This is a genomic window from Aeromonas sp. 604176, assembly GCF_049170755.1.
Classification (GTDB): domain Bacteria; phylum Pseudomonadota; class Gammaproteobacteria; order Enterobacterales; family Aeromonadaceae; genus Aeromonas; species Aeromonas veronii_A.
This window is the reverse complement of the sequence record NZ_JAAKNE010000115.1, coordinates 1-14,055: the sequence shown is the minus strand read 5'-3', so window position 1 is coordinate 14,055 and position 14,055 is coordinate 1. Positions and strand designations below refer to the sequence as shown.

Sequence of the window (14,055 nt, the reverse complement as noted above, 5' to 3'; positions counted from 1 at the left end):
TTGTTCTTGCGCAGCTTGAACTCGAGGAAGATGTCCGGCTTGCCGGCCTCTTTCACGCTGACGTTGACGGCGGTGATATTGCCGCTGGGAGCCTTGCCCGGCTCGACCTTGACGGTCTGCTTGTCAAAATGGGCCAGCGCATCGGCGTAGGAGCTCACCATGTACTCGGTGAACACCTCGACGAAGGCATTGCGCTGCGCTTCGGTGGTCTCTTTAATCTGGTTGCCAAGCACCTTGTAGGCGGCGAAGCGGTTGTCCACATAGGGCAGCAGCTCTTCGCGGATGATCACCCGCAGGTGATCCGGATTGCTTTTCACCTGGGCCTGATCGGCTTTCAGGCGGGCAAAGGTCTGCTTGGCAGCCTGATCCACCAGCGCATTGGGGTCGGTGGCATCGACAGCGGCCTGGGCAGACAGGGAAAAGAGCATGCTGGTCATCAGGCCCAGCAGCAGGGCGATTTTCTTGAACATGATTACTCCTTCTTGCTGTCTGATTTGCTGTCGGAGGATTGGCTATAGAGGAACTTGCCAATCAGATCTTCCAGCACGATGGCGGATTTGGTGTCTTCAATCAGGTCGCCATCCTTGAGCATCTCGGTGCCCATCTCCTCATCGCTGAAGCCGGGGGCCAGACCGATGTACTGCTCGCCGAGCAGACCGGAGGTGAGGATGGAGAGGGAGCTGGTATCGGCAAACTCGCCAGCGCTCTTTTGCATCATCAGGGTGACTTCGGGCACCTGGGTTTTCGGGTCCAGTACGATGTCGCTGACCCGACCGACCACCACGCCGCCGACCTTGACCGGCGACCGGACTTTCAGGCCGCCGATATTATCGAAATGCGCGCGCAGGGTATAGGTTTCTCCTTCCGGTTTGAAGCTCAAACCGGCCACTTGCAGGGCCAGTGCCAGAATGGCACCGATGCCAGCCAGCATGAAGGTGCCGACCAGGAATTCTACTTTGCTGAACTTCATCTTTACCTTATCCAAACATGACTGCAGTGAGTATAAAATCCAGGCCGAGCACGGCGAGGGATGAGTGGACCACGGTTCGGGTCGTGGCCTGACTGATCCCGGCCGAGGTCGGCTTGGCATCATAGCCGTTAAAGAGCGCAATCCAGGTGACCACCAGGGCGAAAATCAGGCTCTTGATGGCGCCCTGCATGATGTCTTCATGCCAGTCGACGGAGGCCTGCATGGCAGACCAGAAGCCCCCTTCGTCCACGCCGAGCCAGTCCACGCCAACCAGCTTGCCGCCGAAGATGCCGATCAGGCTGAACATAAAGGCCAGCAGCGGCATGCTGATGACGCCAGCCCAGAAGCGGGGGGCAACCACCCGGCGCAGTGGGTCGACCGCCATCATCTCGAGGCTTGAAAGCTGCTCGGTGGCCTTCATCAGGCCGATTTCAGCGGTCAGGGCCGAACCGGCACGGCCGGCAAACAGCAGCGCCGTGACCACAGGCCCCAGCTCCCGCAGCAGGGAGAGGGAGACCAGCGGCCCCAGGCTCTGCTCGGCGCCGAAATCCTTCAATACGTTGTAACCCTGCAGCGAGAGCACCATGCCGATGAACAGGCCGGAGACCAGAATGATGGCCACCGACTGCACACCCACCACATAGAGCTGCTGGACAAGCAGCGGGAAGTGCTTGCGCGGCTCGGGTTTGCCCGCCAGCGCATGGAACAACATGATGGTGGCGCGACCGACGGAGCTGATAAACCGCACTCCGACCCGCCCCAGCTTGCTTATTTGACTTATCAACATCAGAGATCCTGTAGCAGATCGCCTGCCGGAAAATGAAACGGAACAGGACCATCGGGCAATCCTTTGAGGAACTGCTCGACTTCGGGATTGTGCTCCTCGCGCAGCTGATCCGGCGTGCCGTGCGCCACCACCTTGCGATTGGCAATGATGTAGGCGTAATCGGCGATGCTCAGCACCTCTTTCACATCGTGAGTGACGATGACGGAGGTGATGCCGAGGGCATCGTTCAGCTCCTTGATCAGCTTGACCAGCACCGCCATGGTGATGGGGTCCTGCCCGACGAACGGCTCGTCATACATGATGAGGTCAGGATCGAGCGCAATTGCCCGTGCCAGGGCCGCCCGGCGCGCCATGCCGCCGGAGAGCTCGGAGGGCATCAGTTTCGCCGCGCCGCGCAAGCCCACCGCCTGCAGCTTCATCATGACGATGGTGTGGATCAGCTCCTCCGGCAGGCCGGAGTGTTCCCGTAGCGGGAAGGCCACGTTGTCGTAGACCGTCATGCCGGTAAACAGGGCGCCGCTCTGGAACAGCATGCTCATCCGTTTGCGCACTTCATAGAGGCGCGAACGGGAGAGGGTGGGGATATCTTCCCCGTCAAACAGAATGTGACCGGACTCCGGCTTGAGCTGGCCACCGATCAGCCGCAGCAGGGTGGTTTTACCGATGCCGCTCGGGCCCATGACGGCGGTCACCTTGCCACGAGGAATGGTCAGGTTGATCCCGTCATACAACAGCCGATCTCCGTGACTGAAGGTCAGGTCGGAGATGGTGATCAGGTCATTGTTCAAACAATTGTCCATCCGGTGTAAATGAGGTGCGAATTTTATGGGGTAGTCTAGGTCTAAGCAACAGCAAGGAACAACTATTGAACAGGCTGCAAGCCCATTTGCACGACAGTTTTCTGTAACAAAGTGCGTCATCGAGAGCGGGACTTGCCATCCGATTCGCTTATCCGGGCAGACTTTTTTATAATCCCGCAGCTAATTTCGGCCCGGAGCTGTGTCTTTATGTCTGTAAAGCCTGAGAAAGTGTCTGAACTGTTCGATTTTCGTCGCAGTGCCCGCGCGGTGCTGGACACAGAAAAGCAAGCCATTGATGGACTCTATCAGTATCTGAACGACGCCTTCGACAAGGCGTGCGAAATGGTGCTGCGCTGCGGTGGCAAGATAGTGGTCACCGGCATGGGCAAATCGGGCCATATCGGCAGCAAGATCGCCGCCACCCTCGCCAGCACCGGCACACCGGCCTTCTTCCTTCATCCGGGAGAAGCGAGTCACGGCGATCTGGGGATGATCTCCAGTGGCGACCTTATCATCGCTATCTCCAACTCCGGCGAGAGCGACGAAATCCTGGCTCTGCTGCCTGTGCTCAAGCGCCGCGGCATTCCGCTCATCTGTATGACCGGTAATCCCGCCTCTACCATGGCCAAAGAGGCTAATGTGCACCTGTGCATCAAGGTGGAGAAAGAGGCCTGCCCGCTGGGTCTGGCGCCCACCTCCAGCACCACGGCAACCCTGGTGATGGGCGATGCCCTGGCGGTCGCCCTGCTGGAAGCGCGCGGTTTTACCGCCGATGACTTCGCGCTTTCGCACCCGGGCGGTTCCCTTGGCAAGCGTCTTTTGCTGCGGGTTGGCGACCTGATGCACAGCGGTGAGCTGTTGCCCCGAGTAGGGATAGATGCCACCATCAGCCAGGCGCTGCTGGAAGTGAGCCGCAAAGGACTCGGTATGACGGCTGTGGTCGATGGCAATGGCCTGCTGGCCGGGCTCTTTACCGATGGCGACCTGCGCCGCATTCTTGACCAGCAGATCGATATCCATCACACCCCCATCAGCCGTGTGATGACGGCCAACTGTGTTACCGTAGGCCCAGAGATGATGGCTGCAGAAGCCGTCAAGCTGATGGAAACGAGAAAAATCAACGGATTACTGGTGGTGGATGGTGACAAGCGCCCGCTCGGCGCCTTCAACATGCACGACCTGCTGAAAGCCGGAGTAATTTGATGCAAAACGTACCGACCCTCTATGGTCCGGTGACGCGCAGCCAGTTCGACAAGGCGGCGCAAATCCGCCTGCTGGTGTGCGATGTGGACGGGGTGCTCTCCAACGGCCTCATCTACATGGGAAACAACGGCGAAGAGCTGAAAACCTTCTGCACCCGTGATGGTGCGGGCATGCGAGCACTGCTCAATGCCGGGATCGAGATCGCCATCATCACAGGGCGCAACTCCCGTATCGTCAGCGATCGGATGAAAAGCCTGGGTGTGGCTCATGTGGTGCAGGGGGCTGATAAAAAGCTGCCTCACTTCGAAGCGCTGCTGGCCAAGCTGGGGCTGACTGCTGAACAGGCCGCCTATATGGGCGATGACACCATCGATCTGCCGGTGATGGCCGCCTGCGGCCTGGGTATCGCGGTGGCCGATGCCCATCCGCTGGTGCTGAGTCGTGCCGATATGGTGACCCGGCTTGGCGGTGGCATGGGCGCGGTGCGCGAGGTGTGTGACCTCATTTTGCAGGCGCAGGGCCACGACGATTATCAGCCCGAGGCCTCGGTATGAGCAGACAGACCCTGTTGTTTGCCCTGCTGTTTCTGGTCGCGCTGGTTGCCTGGCAGTTGGGCAAGGTTGAGCTGGTGCCGGAGAGCGCCGTCAAAATCGAAAACTATCAGCCGGATTTTGTCGCCAAAGATCTGGTGACCACCCGTTTTGATATCAACGGCAAGCGCACCGAGCGGCTGGAGTCGACCTACGCCGAGTATTATCAAATCCTCGAGCAGGCCACTTTCGACAAGCCGGTGGTCTACATGTATGACGATCAGGGTGCCGCCGAGTGGAAGGTGACCGCCGAAACCGGCGTGCTCAACACCGGCGACAACGTCATCCTGCGGGACAAGGTGCATCTGGATGGTCTGCTGCCCACCTCTTTCATCTCCACACTGGATACCCCCTATCTGGAGCTGGATCTGGTGACACAGGATGTGCGCAGCAACCGAGAAGTGAACATTCTGGGTCGGGATTTCCAGACCCAAGGGGTTGGCCTCAAGGGCCATCTGGACCGCAAATATTTTGAGTTACTGGATCAAGGCCATGCCATCTATTTCAATGAAAAACGCTAATCTGGCCCTCGCAGCCCTGTTGTTGTGTGGTGCGGTGACTGCCAAAGAGTCCGACTTTGCCGAGAAGGTCTACGTCGATGCCGTCAAACAGGTGGCCGAGATGCAGGACAACCGCATCACCTTCGAAGAGGATGTGACCATCAATCAGGGCACCATCCGGATCAAGGCTGACAAGGTGGTAGTGACCCGTTCCGGCGAGAAAGGGGCCGAGGTGATGACTGCCTACGGCAAGCCCGCCACCTTCTTCCAGATCCTGGATAACGGCAAGCCGGTCAATGCCCACGGCAACACTATCCGCTACGAGCTGAAGAACCGGCTGGTGACCATCACCGGCAACGGTCAGCTCAAGCAGGAAGATAGCCAGGTCAATGGCGATCTGATCCGCTACGACATCGTCAAACAGAAGATGATCGCCGAGAGCAAGAGCCCGAGCCAGCGGGTCAAAACCGTATTCCTGCCTGATCAGGTAGAGAATTTCGACAAGCCCGCCGACCAGAAGAAGCAGGGAAAATAAGCCATGGCAGTGTTAAAAGCAGTGGGCCTGCAGAAGAGCTACAAGCGCCGCATGGTGGTGAGTGACGTCAGCCTTGAAGTGGGCACCGGCCAGATTGTCGGCCTGCTCGGCCCCAACGGGGCGGGCAAGACCACCTCCTTCTACATGATCGTGGGGCTGGTGCAGCGCGATGCCGGTCTCATCACCATCGACGATCAGGACATCAGCCTGCAGCCCATGCATGTGCGGGCGCGCAATGGCATCGGTTACCTGCCGCAGGAGGCCTCCATCTTCCGTCGCCTGTCGGTGTTCGACAACCTGATGGGGGTGATGCAGACCCGCAAGGGGTTGAGTCGCGAGGAGCGTGAGGACAAGGTTCAGCAACTGCTGGAAGAGTTCAATATCACCCACATTCGCGACAACCTGGGTCAGAGCCTCTCCGGCGGTGAGCGCCGTCGGGTAGAGATCGCCCGTGCGCTGGCGGCCGAGCCGCGTTTTATTCTGCTGGATGAACCCTTTGCAGGGGTTGACCCGATTTCTGTGATAGACATCAAGAAGATCATTCAGCATCTGAAAGATAGAGGCCTTGGCGTCTTGATTACCGACCACAACGTCAGAGAGACTCTGGACGTATGTGAGAAGGCCTATATCGTCAGCCACGGCAAGATGATTGCCGAAGGTGCACCGGCTGACATCCTTGCCGATGAGCAGGTCAAGCGCGTCTATTTGGGCGATCAATTCAGTCTATAGTAAGGGGGCATGCCTTCATTTCCTTTGACGAGTGCCTCGCTGAACATAAGGATATCCCGACGTAGATGAAGCCGACATTACAGTTGCGTCTCGGTCAGTCCCTGACCATGACGCCGCAATTACAACAAGCGATTCGTCTGCTCCAGCTCTCCACTCTGGAACTTCAGCAGGAAATTCAGCAAGCGCTCGAAAACAACCCTCTGCTGGAGCAGGAAGAGAGCGAGGCGCAAGAGACCAGTCCGGAAGCGCCGGTCGATGCCAGCCAGCTGGATTCCAGCGATGCCATGGCTCAGGAGCAGATGCCGGACGAGTTGCCGGTGGATACCACCTGGGACGAGGTTTACTCTGCCGGCACCGCCCAAAGCGCGGGCCCCATCCACGATGGGGAAGATAGCGTCTATCAGGGTGAAACTACCGAAAACCTGCAGGATTATCTGCTGTGGCAGATGCGGCTCACACCTTTCAGCGATGTGGATGCCGCCATCGCGCTTGCCATCATCGATGCCATCGACGAATCCGGTTATCTGACCGTTGCGCTGGAGGATATCCAGGCTGCCGTCACCAGCGATGACGTAGAGGTGGAACTCGATGAGGTCGAGGCGGTACTCAAGCGGGTGCAGCACTTCGATCCGGTCGGCATTGCTGCCCGTTCTGTGCAGGAGTGTTTGCTGATCCAGCTGGATCAGTATGACCCGCAGACCCCCTGGCTCAACGAGGCAAAAGAGGTGATCCTCGAGCACATGGAGCTGCTCGGCAACCGGGATTACCGCACCCTCGCCCGCAAGACAAAACTCAAGGAGAGCGACCTCAAGGAGGTGCTGGATCTGATCCAGCTGCTGGAGCCGCGCCCCGGCAATGGCATCATCCAGAGCGACTCCCAGTACGTGATCCCCGACGTCTCCGTGGTCAAGAAGGGTAGCAAGTGGGTGGTCGAGCTCAATCCCGACTCCGCCCCCCGCATTCGGGTCAACGAGACCTATGCCGCCATGGCCCGCAACGCCCGCAGCAGCACCGACACCCAGTTTATCCGCTCCCATTTGCAGGAAGCCAAGTGGTTCATCAAGAGCCTGGAAAGTCGCAATGACACCCTGCTGAAAGTGGCCAGTTGCATTGTCGAGCAGCAACAGGGCTTTTTCGAGTATGGTGAAGAGGCGATGAAGCCGATGGTGCTCAATGACATCGCCGAAGCGGTAGAGATGCATGAGTCGACCATCTCCCGGGTGACGACCCAGAAGTACATGCATACCCCCCGTGGTATCTTCGAATTGAAGTTTTTTTTCTCCAGCCATGTGAACACCGAAGGAGGAGGAGAGTGCTCATCGACCGCAATTCGCGCGCTCATCAAGAAGCTGGTCACGGCAGAGAATCCTGCCAAGCCGTTAAGTGATAGCAAGATCGCGGATTTGCTGGCCGAACAGGGTATTATGGTGGCGAGACGCACGATCGCTAAGTATCGCGAATCCTTGTTTATCCCACCTTCCAATCAGCGCAAACGCCTGGTTTAGGCAAACAAAAGGATGATGTTATGCAAATTAACCTGACCGGACACCATGTCGAGATCACCGAAGCTCTGCGTGATTATGTGAATAACAAATTTGCCAAACTCGAGCGTCACTTCGACCACATCAACAATGTTCATGTGGTGCTTAGCGTGGAAAAACTGAACCAGATAGCGGAAGCCAAATTGCACGTCAGCGGTGGCGAAGTGTTTGCCAACTCTGAACATGCCGATATGTATGCTGCGATAGACACCTTGCTCGACAAGCTGGACAGGCAGATCATCAAGCACAAAGATAAGTTAAATAAAAAATAACCATGCAACTTGAACACATACTGAGTCGGGACTGCACCAAGAGTGCAGTCCCTTGTACCAGCAAGAAACGCGCCCTCGAAATCATCAGCGAGCTGGCCGCCGAACGCCTTGGCACCTCCCGTCAGGCGCTGTTTGAATGCTTGCTGGCCCGCGAAAAAATGGGTAGTACCGGGATCGGTGCCGGTATTGCGATCCCCCACGGTCGCATTGACGATGAATTCCCGCCAACCGCGATCCTGATGACCTTTGCCGACCCTATTCCTTTCGACTCCATCGACAATCAACCGGTTGACCTGCTGTTTGCCTTGCTGGTGCCGGAAAGCGAGTGCAAGCAGCATCTCAAGACCCTTTCTCTGATGGCTTCCAAGCTGGGTGACAAGGCGGTTTGCCGCCAGTTGCGTCAGGCAACCAGCGACGAAGAGCTCTATCAGATCATGACCTCGGCCTGACAGCAGGCCAAGGATGAGACACCCGTTTTGGCGTGAGGGAACAAGATGCAGTTAATCGTGGTAAGTGGACGTTCGGGCTCCGGTAAAACGGTAGCCCTGCGAGTGCTGGAAGATCTGGGTTACTACTGTGTGGACAACCTGCCGGTCAATCTGCTGCCCCAGCTGATTGTCTCGGTGGAGAGCCAGTACGACAAGCTGGCGGTCAGTATCGATGTGCGCAACCTGCCGAGCGATCCGGAGAAACTGGAAAATCTGCTCGCTCAGGTGCGCAATGAGGGGCGGGTTGAGTTCTCCAGCTTCTTCTTCGACGCCGACAACGGCACCCTGCTCAAGCGCTATGGCGAGAGCCGCCGCTTGCACCCCCTCTCACGCAACAAGCTGTCGCTGGATGAGGCGATTCGGGAGGAGACCCACCTGCTGGCGCCCATCTCCTCGACCGCTGACCTGCGTATCGATACCACCACCCTCAGCATTCACGACCTGAGCGAGCTCATTAAGACCCGGGTGCTTGGGAAGAAAGAGAACGAGCTGGTGCTGGTGTTCGAGTCGTTCGGCTTCAAGTACGGCATTCCCAAGGATGCCGACTTCGTGTTCGATGCCCGCTTCCTGCCTAACCCGCACTGGATCCCCGAGCTCAAGCCGTTCACCGGCAAGGATGAGCCGGTTGCCAACTACCTCTCGGCGCAGGCCGATGTGATGCTGTTTACCCAGCAGATCGAAAACATGCTGGTGACATGGTTGCCCCATCTGGAGCGTAACAATCGCAGCTACCTCACTGTCGGCATCGGTTGCACCGGCGGTCAGCACCGCTCGGTCTTTATTGCAGAGCGGCTGGCCAGTGCATTTCGTTTGCTCGGCAAGAACGTGCAGATCCGCCACCGCACTCTCGACAAGAGTGCTCCCCAATCCTGACGGACCAATAGGACGACCCGATGACTGTTTCCGCCTCGGTTGAAGTGAAAAACAAGCTGGGTATTCATGCCAGACCAGCCATGATGCTGTTCGAGCTGGTGCAGGGTTTCGATGCTCACGTGCTGCTGCGCAATGAAGATGGTGTGGAGGCCGATGCTGACAGCATCATCGGCCTGCTGATGCTGGATTCGGCGCAAGGGCGGCAGGTGGAAGTACAGGTTGAGGGCCCCGAAGAGGTCGAGGCCCTGGCCGCCGTGGTGGAGCTGTTCACCTCTGGCTTTAATGAGGAGTAGTCACTCCTCGTTCTTCTTCTATTCCTTTCACTTGTATTCGGTCGCGCTATTGCGGCATGACATGGCTGACTATGTAGTTCCATGGAGAAATGAGAGTTAGGCGCAGCCTAACAGGCTGCAGGCTGATGCAATAGACCTTTGCCGCGTTAGCTGGCCGATGAGACATTGCTGACTCCAGCCCGGTTCTGATAGCGCACATCCTCTTCAATGGTGACCACCACTTCCAGCGGCTTGCCGGAGCGTAACACCGATATGGTCAGCTTGGTGCCGGGGCGGCTCTCGGCGATCTTGTCCAAGGCGGCTCTGGGACCGCTGATGGCTTCGCCGTTGATCTTGAGCAGCACATCCCCTCGTTGCAGACCGCCTTTGGCTGCTGGACCGTAGGGATCCAGACTCTTCACTACCAGACCACGCAGATCGCCGAGATTCATCATCCGCGCGATTATCGGGTTGATCTCGACGCTGGATATCCCAAGGTAGCCGCGAATGACCCTGCCATTGGTGATCAGCTCATCCATGATCCGCTTCGCCAGCCGGTAGGGGATGGCAAAGCTGATGCCGTAGCTCTCCTGATTGCCGTTGAGGTGATAAGTGGCGGTGTTGATGCCCACCAGATCGCCACGGCCGTTGACCAGCGCGCCACCCGAGTTGCCCTCGTTGATGGCGGCATCGGTCTGCAGCAGATCCTGCCGGCCATTGCTGTCCGGCCCCATGCTGGAGAGACCGGTGCGGCCAGTCGCGCTGATGATGCCCTGGGTGATGGTCTGGCCGACGTTGTAGGGATTGCCGATGGCGAGTACTACATCGCCCACTTCTGGCAACCGCTCCGGATCTTGCGGGATTACCGGCAGGTTATCTGACTCGATATAGAGCACGGCAAGGTCGGTAAGCGGGTCTGTGCCGACCAGCTCGGCACTGAAAACCCGGCCATCCTGCAGGGCTACGATGATCTGGTCGGCGTCAGCGATGACGTGGTAGTTGGTCAGCACGTAGCCGCGCTGGGTCATGATGACGCCGGAGCCCAGTCCTTGTGGACGCAGTTCTCCCTGATTGCCCTGGTTAGGAGCAAAGCTGCGGGTGTAGATGTTGACGACGGCGGGGCCGGCCCGATGAGCGGCATAGGAGAAACTCAGTTCTCGGGCATTGGTGATGAGCCCCGGGAGTTGGGCGCCACCGCGAAAATTGGGAAACAGCAGCAACAGCAGCGCCGCGACGGTCAAACCGAAACCGACAGACTTGCCCAAGTAACTGACTAAAGGGAAAATTTTCATGTCATTCTCATCCGTACAGGCTGCGGGCAGAGAATAACACTATCGATGGATAAAAATCACCCGCGGCGAAGGCCGCGGGTGATAGAGAGGTTGTTGAACCATCAGGGGGTTAGCGGATCACCAGATAGAGCGAGGAGTCGCCGCGCTGGATATTGAGCGCCAGTACGTCAGGCTTGTTCTTGAGCGCCTTGCTCAGCTCGCCCAACGTGTTGATGCGCAGACGGTTGACCCCGATGATGATGTCCCCCTTCTGCAGGCCGGAAGCTGCTGCCGGAGAACGGGGATCAATGTCGGCCACGGCGACGCCGGAGACCGGATCGGTAGTGGTGCTCAGCTTGGCCCCTTCCAGTGCCGGATGCAGCGCGCTGGCGCGCACTTCGCTGTCATCGGCCTGCTTCAGGGTCACTTTGGCCGTTTGTGACTTGCCATCGCGGATCAGTCCCAGCTCGACCTGCTTGCCAGCGCCCATGGTGGCGATCTTGGCACGTAGCTCGCCGAAGGAGCGAACCGGCTTGCCATCGATGCTGACGATGATATCGCCCGCCTTGATGCCCGCCTTGTCTGCGGCGGAGTCAGGCATGACCTGGTTGACGAAGGCGCCATCCTTCTTGTTGTAGCCGAAGGTCTTGGCGATGTCTGAGGTGAGTTCGGTACCGGTAATGCCCAGCTGACCGCGACGCACTTCACCGTACTTGACGATCTGCTCGGTCAGATCCCGCACCATGTTGGAGGGGATGGCAAAGCCGATGCCGATGTTGCCGCCGTTCGGGCCCAGAATCGCGGTGTTGATACCGATCAGCTCGCCACGCAGATTGAGCAGGGCACCGCCCGAGTTACCTGAGTTGATGGCCGCATCGGTCTGGATGAAGTTTTCCAGATTCTCGATGTTGAGGCCGCTGCGACCGAGCGCGCTGACGATACCTGATGTGACGGTCTGACCCAGACCAAACGGGTTGCCGATTGCCAACGCATAGTCACCCACCCGCAGCTCGTCGGAGTCGGCGAACTTGATCTGCACCAGATCCTCGGCCTTGATTTGCAGCAGGGCGATGTCGGACTGCTTGTCTTCACCGATCTTCTTGGCCGCATATTCACGACCATCCTTCAGAGTGACCTTGATCTCGTCCGCCTCGTGAACCACGTGGGCGTTGGTGATCACGTAACCCTTCTTGGCATCGACGATGACACCGGAGCCGAGTGCCTGGAACGGCTGCTCGCTCACCTGTTCATCGGGCATATTGGGACCGAAGAAGAAACGGAATTGTTCCGGCAGACGCTGGCGGGTGATCTTCTTGCCGGAGACAGAGATATTAACTACGGCAGGAGTGACCTGTTCGAGAACGGGGGCCAGACTTGGCATCTCCTGATTAGAGCCTAACAGGGAAGGCAGTGCGGCCTGAGCAGGGGCCGCAGACATGGCGATACCGACGCTGAGGGCTAGCACACTGAGCATGGAAAGAGGTTTACGCATATGAAAAACAGCTCCCAGAAAAAGTTGCATTGCAATCGTCAAGGTCAGACCACAGGGCTGGCCAATTAGTTCCGCGAGGAACTAATTTGGTTGTTTGAGCAGTCCGGAAGAGGCGCCGGCATAGTCGCGAGGCGGGACGCCCGGCTCATCTGCTTCTTTGGTTGGGGCTTCTTCTACCAATGATTCACGGAACAGCGGTTCCTGTGCCTTGGCCAGGAATTTGCTCTGCTCGGCCATGTGGCGATAGAGGGTCTGATACTGCTCGGCCAGTTGCTCCATCAGCGCGGCGCTGTCGGCGAAGTGGGTATTGATTTGGCCCTGATAGCTTTCAAGCTCCTTGTGGGCCTTTTTCAGTTCCTGTTCCAGACGGCCGGCATCGCGGCTGCGTACCGAAAAACGGCCGAGAACGATACCGATAATCAGGGCCGCGACAGCCAGCAGGATCCCAGTTAACAGACTCATAGATGCTCCTTGTTACAGCTAAAACAGAGTGGGGTTATGCGGTCGTCATAACCGCCATGCCTTGATGGCACTATACCGTGCGTCCTGAGGCCGTGATACCATTTTGTCCTCGATTCAGGGACTTGGAGAGGCGCTCAAGGATGACACCGCAGCAAAAATACCAGCAGGATCTGCTGCGCCCCGGCTTTGTGGCCGACCCCGCGCAGGGGATGGCCATTAGCAGGCTGGAGCGACTGTATCAGGATTTGCTACGGCGCCCGACTCCGACCAGATCTCGAGGGTTGCTGGGTTGGCTGCAAAAGCCCAAGCAGCCGGAGCCCGTCCTCGGTATCTATATGTGGGGCGGAGTGGGCCGAGGCAAGACCTGGCTGATGGATACCTTTTTCGACAGCCTGCCGGGGACGCGCAAGATGCGCAGCCATTTCCACCGTTTCATGCACCGCATTCACGATGAATTGCAGGGGTTGAGCGGGCAGTCCGATCCCCTCAAACTGGTGGCCAGCAAGCTTGCCAGCGAGACAGACATCATCTGTTTCGACGAATTTTTTGTCTCCGACATCACCGATGCCATGTTGCTGGGCACGCTGTTTCAGGAGCTGTTTGGTCACGGTGTTGTGCTGGTCGCCACTTCAAATATTCCGCCAAAGGATCTTTATCGCAACGGGCTGCAGCGAGCTCGTTTTCTGCCAGCTATCGAGCTGATCGAGCTTCATTGCGAGGTACTTAACGTAGATGGCGGTATCGACTATCGCCTGCGTACGCTGGAACAAGCCGAGATTTATCACTGCCCGCTGGATTTGCAGGCAAAAGCCAATCTTGACCGCTATTTTCAGCAATTAACCGGTGGGCATACGGCTTGCGAGGGGGCGTTCGAGGTCAATCATCGTCAGCTGACGTCGCTCGGAATGGGGGAAGGGGTGCTCTATATGGAATTTGAGCAACTTTGCTGTACTCCCCGCTCCCAGAACGACTATATCGAGCTGGCCAGGCTATTCCATACTGTTCTGCTGGCGAATGTGCAGCCAATGGGCACAGGCACGGATGACGCGGCTCGCCGCTTCATTGCCATGGTCGATGAGTTTTATGAACGGCACGTCAAGCTCATCATGTCGGCGGCGGTTCCTATGACAGAACTCTACGGCGAAGGGCTGCTGAATTTCGAATTCCAACGCTGTCTTTCACGGCTTCAGGAAATGCAATCGCACGAATACCTTGCCAGAGTGCACCTTCCTTAGTCACAATACCGCGCCTGCCAGTCGGATGGGCATCT

The 14,055-nt window shown here is 57.9% G+C and carries 18 protein-coding genes; 11 read left to right on the top strand and 7 right to left on the bottom strand.

The window, feature by feature from the left end:
- The 4 genes from G5358_RS17270 to mlaF all read right to left on the bottom strand — a co-directional run.
- A partial coding sequence (locus G5358_RS17270; RefSeq protein WP_421324574.1) for an ABC transporter substrate-binding protein occupies nucleotides 1-470 on the bottom strand: 470 nt, incomplete at its 3' end.
- 2 nt (nucleotides 471-472) lie between these two features.
- Nucleotides 473-970, bottom strand: coding sequence for an outer membrane lipid asymmetry maintenance protein MlaD (gene mlaD, locus G5358_RS17265; protein ID WP_005336348.1), 498 nt, complete (start codon nucleotides 968-970; stop codon nucleotides 473-475).
- A gap of 7 nt (nucleotides 971-977) precedes the next feature.
- Complete coding sequence (mlaE, locus tag G5358_RS17260) at nucleotides 978-1,757, bottom strand: lipid asymmetry maintenance ABC transporter permease subunit MlaE (protein WP_005336345.1); 780 nt, start codon at nucleotides 1,755-1,757, stop codon at nucleotides 978-980.
- A complete protein-coding gene (mlaF, locus tag G5358_RS17255; RefSeq protein ID WP_005336343.1) occupies nucleotides 1,757-2,557 on the bottom strand; it encodes a phospholipid ABC transporter ATP-binding protein MlaF in 801 nt (266 codons plus the stop codon). Before mlaF ends, mlaE begins: the two co-directional genes overlap by 1 nt.
- A gap of 207 nt (nucleotides 2,558-2,764) precedes the next feature.
- Between mlaF and G5358_RS17250 the strand changes: the two genes are divergently transcribed.
- From G5358_RS17250 to npr, 10 genes are all read left to right on the top strand, one after another.
- Complete coding sequence (locus G5358_RS17250) at nucleotides 2,765-3,760, top strand: KpsF/GutQ family sugar-phosphate isomerase (protein WP_005356672.1); 996 nt, start codon at nucleotides 2,765-2,767, stop codon at nucleotides 3,758-3,760.
- Nucleotides 3,760-4,314, top strand: coding sequence for a 3-deoxy-manno-octulosonate-8-phosphatase KdsC (kdsC, locus tag G5358_RS17245; protein ID WP_047438734.1), 555 nt, complete (start codon nucleotides 3,760-3,762; stop codon nucleotides 4,312-4,314). The genes G5358_RS17250 and kdsC overlap by 1 nt, the downstream gene beginning before the upstream one ends.
- Complete coding sequence (gene lptC, locus G5358_RS17240) at nucleotides 4,311-4,871, top strand: LPS export ABC transporter periplasmic protein LptC (RefSeq protein WP_005336338.1); 561 nt, start codon at nucleotides 4,311-4,313, stop codon at nucleotides 4,869-4,871. Before kdsC ends, lptC begins: the two co-directional genes overlap by 4 nt.
- Nucleotides 4,858-5,385: a lipopolysaccharide transport periplasmic protein LptA gene (gene lptA, locus G5358_RS17235; protein WP_040068817.1), complete on the top strand. Its 528-nt coding sequence runs from the start codon at nucleotides 4,858-4,860 to the stop codon at nucleotides 5,383-5,385. The genes lptC and lptA overlap by 14 nt, the downstream gene beginning before the upstream one ends.
- A gap of 3 nt (nucleotides 5,386-5,388) precedes the next feature.
- Nucleotides 5,389-6,114: an LPS export ABC transporter ATP-binding protein gene (gene lptB / locus G5358_RS17230; RefSeq protein ID WP_005336333.1), complete on the top strand. Its 726-nt coding sequence runs from the start codon at nucleotides 5,389-5,391 to the stop codon at nucleotides 6,112-6,114.
- A 65-nt stretch (nucleotides 6,115-6,179) separates the two neighbouring features.
- A complete protein-coding gene (locus G5358_RS17225) occupies nucleotides 6,180-7,619 on the top strand; it encodes an RNA polymerase factor sigma-54 (protein WP_005336331.1) in 1,440 nt (479 codons plus the stop codon).
- Between the two features lie 20 nt (nucleotides 7,620-7,639).
- Nucleotides 7,640-7,927, top strand: coding sequence for a ribosome hibernation promoting factor (hpf, locus tag G5358_RS17220; protein ID WP_005336323.1), 288 nt, complete (start codon nucleotides 7,640-7,642; stop codon nucleotides 7,925-7,927).
- Between the two features lie 2 nt (nucleotides 7,928-7,929).
- Entirely contained in the window at nucleotides 7,930-8,376 is a 447-nt protein-coding gene (gene ptsN / locus G5358_RS17215) for a PTS IIA-like nitrogen regulatory protein PtsN (RefSeq protein WP_005336322.1), read from the top strand.
- A 45-nt stretch (nucleotides 8,377-8,421) separates the two neighbouring features.
- A complete protein-coding gene (gene rapZ, locus G5358_RS17210) occupies nucleotides 8,422-9,288 on the top strand; it encodes an RNase adapter RapZ (RefSeq protein WP_021231839.1) in 867 nt (288 codons plus the stop codon).
- 20 nt (nucleotides 9,289-9,308) lie between these two features.
- Nucleotides 9,309-9,581, top strand: coding sequence for a PTS phosphocarrier protein NPr (gene npr, locus G5358_RS17205; RefSeq protein WP_005336318.1), 273 nt, complete (start codon nucleotides 9,309-9,311; stop codon nucleotides 9,579-9,581).
- Nucleotides 9,582-9,727: 146 nt separating this feature from the next.
- Here the strand turns inward: npr and degS are convergent, their stop codons facing one another.
- The 3 genes from degS to G5358_RS17190 all read right to left on the bottom strand — a co-directional run bounded on the left by degS (nucleotide 9,728) and on the right by G5358_RS17190 (nucleotide 12,785).
- Complete coding sequence (degS, locus tag G5358_RS17200) at nucleotides 9,728-10,852, bottom strand: outer membrane-stress sensor serine endopeptidase DegS (RefSeq protein WP_216952221.1); 1,125 nt, start codon at nucleotides 10,850-10,852, stop codon at nucleotides 9,728-9,730.
- Between the two features lie 109 nt (nucleotides 10,853-10,961).
- Nucleotides 10,962-12,323 carry a Do family serine endopeptidase gene (locus tag G5358_RS17195; RefSeq protein WP_216952220.1) on the bottom strand — a complete coding sequence of 454 codons (1,362 nt, stop codon included), beginning with the start codon at nucleotides 12,321-12,323 and terminating at the stop codon, nucleotides 10,962-10,964.
- Between the two features lie 81 nt (nucleotides 12,324-12,404).
- The gene (locus G5358_RS17190) at nucleotides 12,405-12,785 is read right to left on the bottom strand and encodes a YhcB family protein (RefSeq protein WP_216952219.1); all 381 of its coding nucleotides are present in this window, start codon (nucleotides 12,783-12,785) and stop codon (nucleotides 12,405-12,407) included.
- Nucleotides 12,786-12,925: 140 nt separating this feature from the next.
- Between G5358_RS17190 and zapE the strand changes: the two genes are divergently transcribed.
- Nucleotides 12,926-14,020 carry a cell division protein ZapE gene (zapE, locus tag G5358_RS17185; RefSeq protein ID WP_216952218.1) on the top strand — a complete coding sequence of 365 codons (1,095 nt, stop codon included), beginning with the start codon at nucleotides 12,926-12,928 and terminating at the stop codon, nucleotides 14,018-14,020.
- The last annotated feature ends 35 nt before the right edge of the window (nucleotides 14,021-14,055 follow it).

What these genes read in the sequence shown, in the direction of transcription:
- G5358_RS17190 (WP_216952219.1), bottom strand. Translation starts at nt 12,785, where the DNA reads ATGAGTCTGTTAACTGGGATCCTGCTGGCTGTCGCGGCCCTGATTATC.
- G5358_RS17195 (WP_216952220.1), bottom strand. Translation starts at nt 12,323, where the DNA reads ATGCGTAAACCTCTTTCCATGCTCAGTGTGCTAGCCCTCAGCGTCGGT.
- G5358_RS17225 (WP_005336331.1), top strand. Translation starts at nt 6,180, where the DNA reads ATGAAGCCGACATTACAGTTGCGTCTCGGTCAGTCCCTGACCATGACG.
- npr (WP_005336318.1), top strand. Translation starts at nt 9,309, where the DNA reads ATGACTGTTTCCGCCTCGGTTGAAGTGAAAAACAAGCTGGGTATTCAT.
- G5358_RS17250 (WP_005356672.1), top strand. Translation starts at nt 2,765, where the DNA reads ATGTCTGTAAAGCCTGAGAAAGTGTCTGAACTGTTCGATTTTCGTCGC.
- zapE (WP_216952218.1), top strand. Translation starts at nt 12,926, where the DNA reads ATGACACCGCAGCAAAAATACCAGCAGGATCTGCTGCGCCCCGGCTTT.
- mlaF (WP_005336343.1), bottom strand. Translation starts at nt 2,557, where the DNA reads ATGGACAATTGTTTGAACAATGACCTGATCACCATCTCCGACCTGACC.
- ptsN (WP_005336322.1), top strand. Translation starts at nt 7,930, where the DNA reads ATGCAACTTGAACACATACTGAGTCGGGACTGCACCAAGAGTGCAGTC.
- lptC (WP_005336338.1), top strand. Translation starts at nt 4,311, where the DNA reads ATGAGCAGACAGACCCTGTTGTTTGCCCTGCTGTTTCTGGTCGCGCTG.
- rapZ (WP_021231839.1), top strand. Translation starts at nt 8,422, where the DNA reads ATGCAGTTAATCGTGGTAAGTGGACGTTCGGGCTCCGGTAAAACGGTA.
- degS (WP_216952221.1), bottom strand. Translation starts at nt 10,852, where the DNA reads ATGAAAATTTTCCCTTTAGTCAGTTACTTGGGCAAGTCTGTCGGTTTC.
- kdsC (WP_047438734.1), top strand. Translation starts at nt 3,760, where the DNA reads ATGCAAAACGTACCGACCCTCTATGGTCCGGTGACGCGCAGCCAGTTC.
- mlaD (WP_005336348.1), bottom strand. Translation starts at nt 970, where the DNA reads ATGAAGTTCAGCAAAGTAGAATTCCTGGTCGGCACCTTCATGCTGGCT.
- mlaE (WP_005336345.1), bottom strand. Translation starts at nt 1,757, where the DNA reads ATGTTGATAAGTCAAATAAGCAAGCTGGGGCGGGTCGGAGTGCGGTTT.
- lptA (WP_040068817.1), top strand. Translation starts at nt 4,858, where the DNA reads ATGAAAAACGCTAATCTGGCCCTCGCAGCCCTGTTGTTGTGTGGTGCG.
- lptB (WP_005336333.1), top strand. Translation starts at nt 5,389, where the DNA reads ATGGCAGTGTTAAAAGCAGTGGGCCTGCAGAAGAGCTACAAGCGCCGC.
- hpf (WP_005336323.1), top strand. Translation starts at nt 7,640, where the DNA reads ATGCAAATTAACCTGACCGGACACCATGTCGAGATCACCGAAGCTCTG.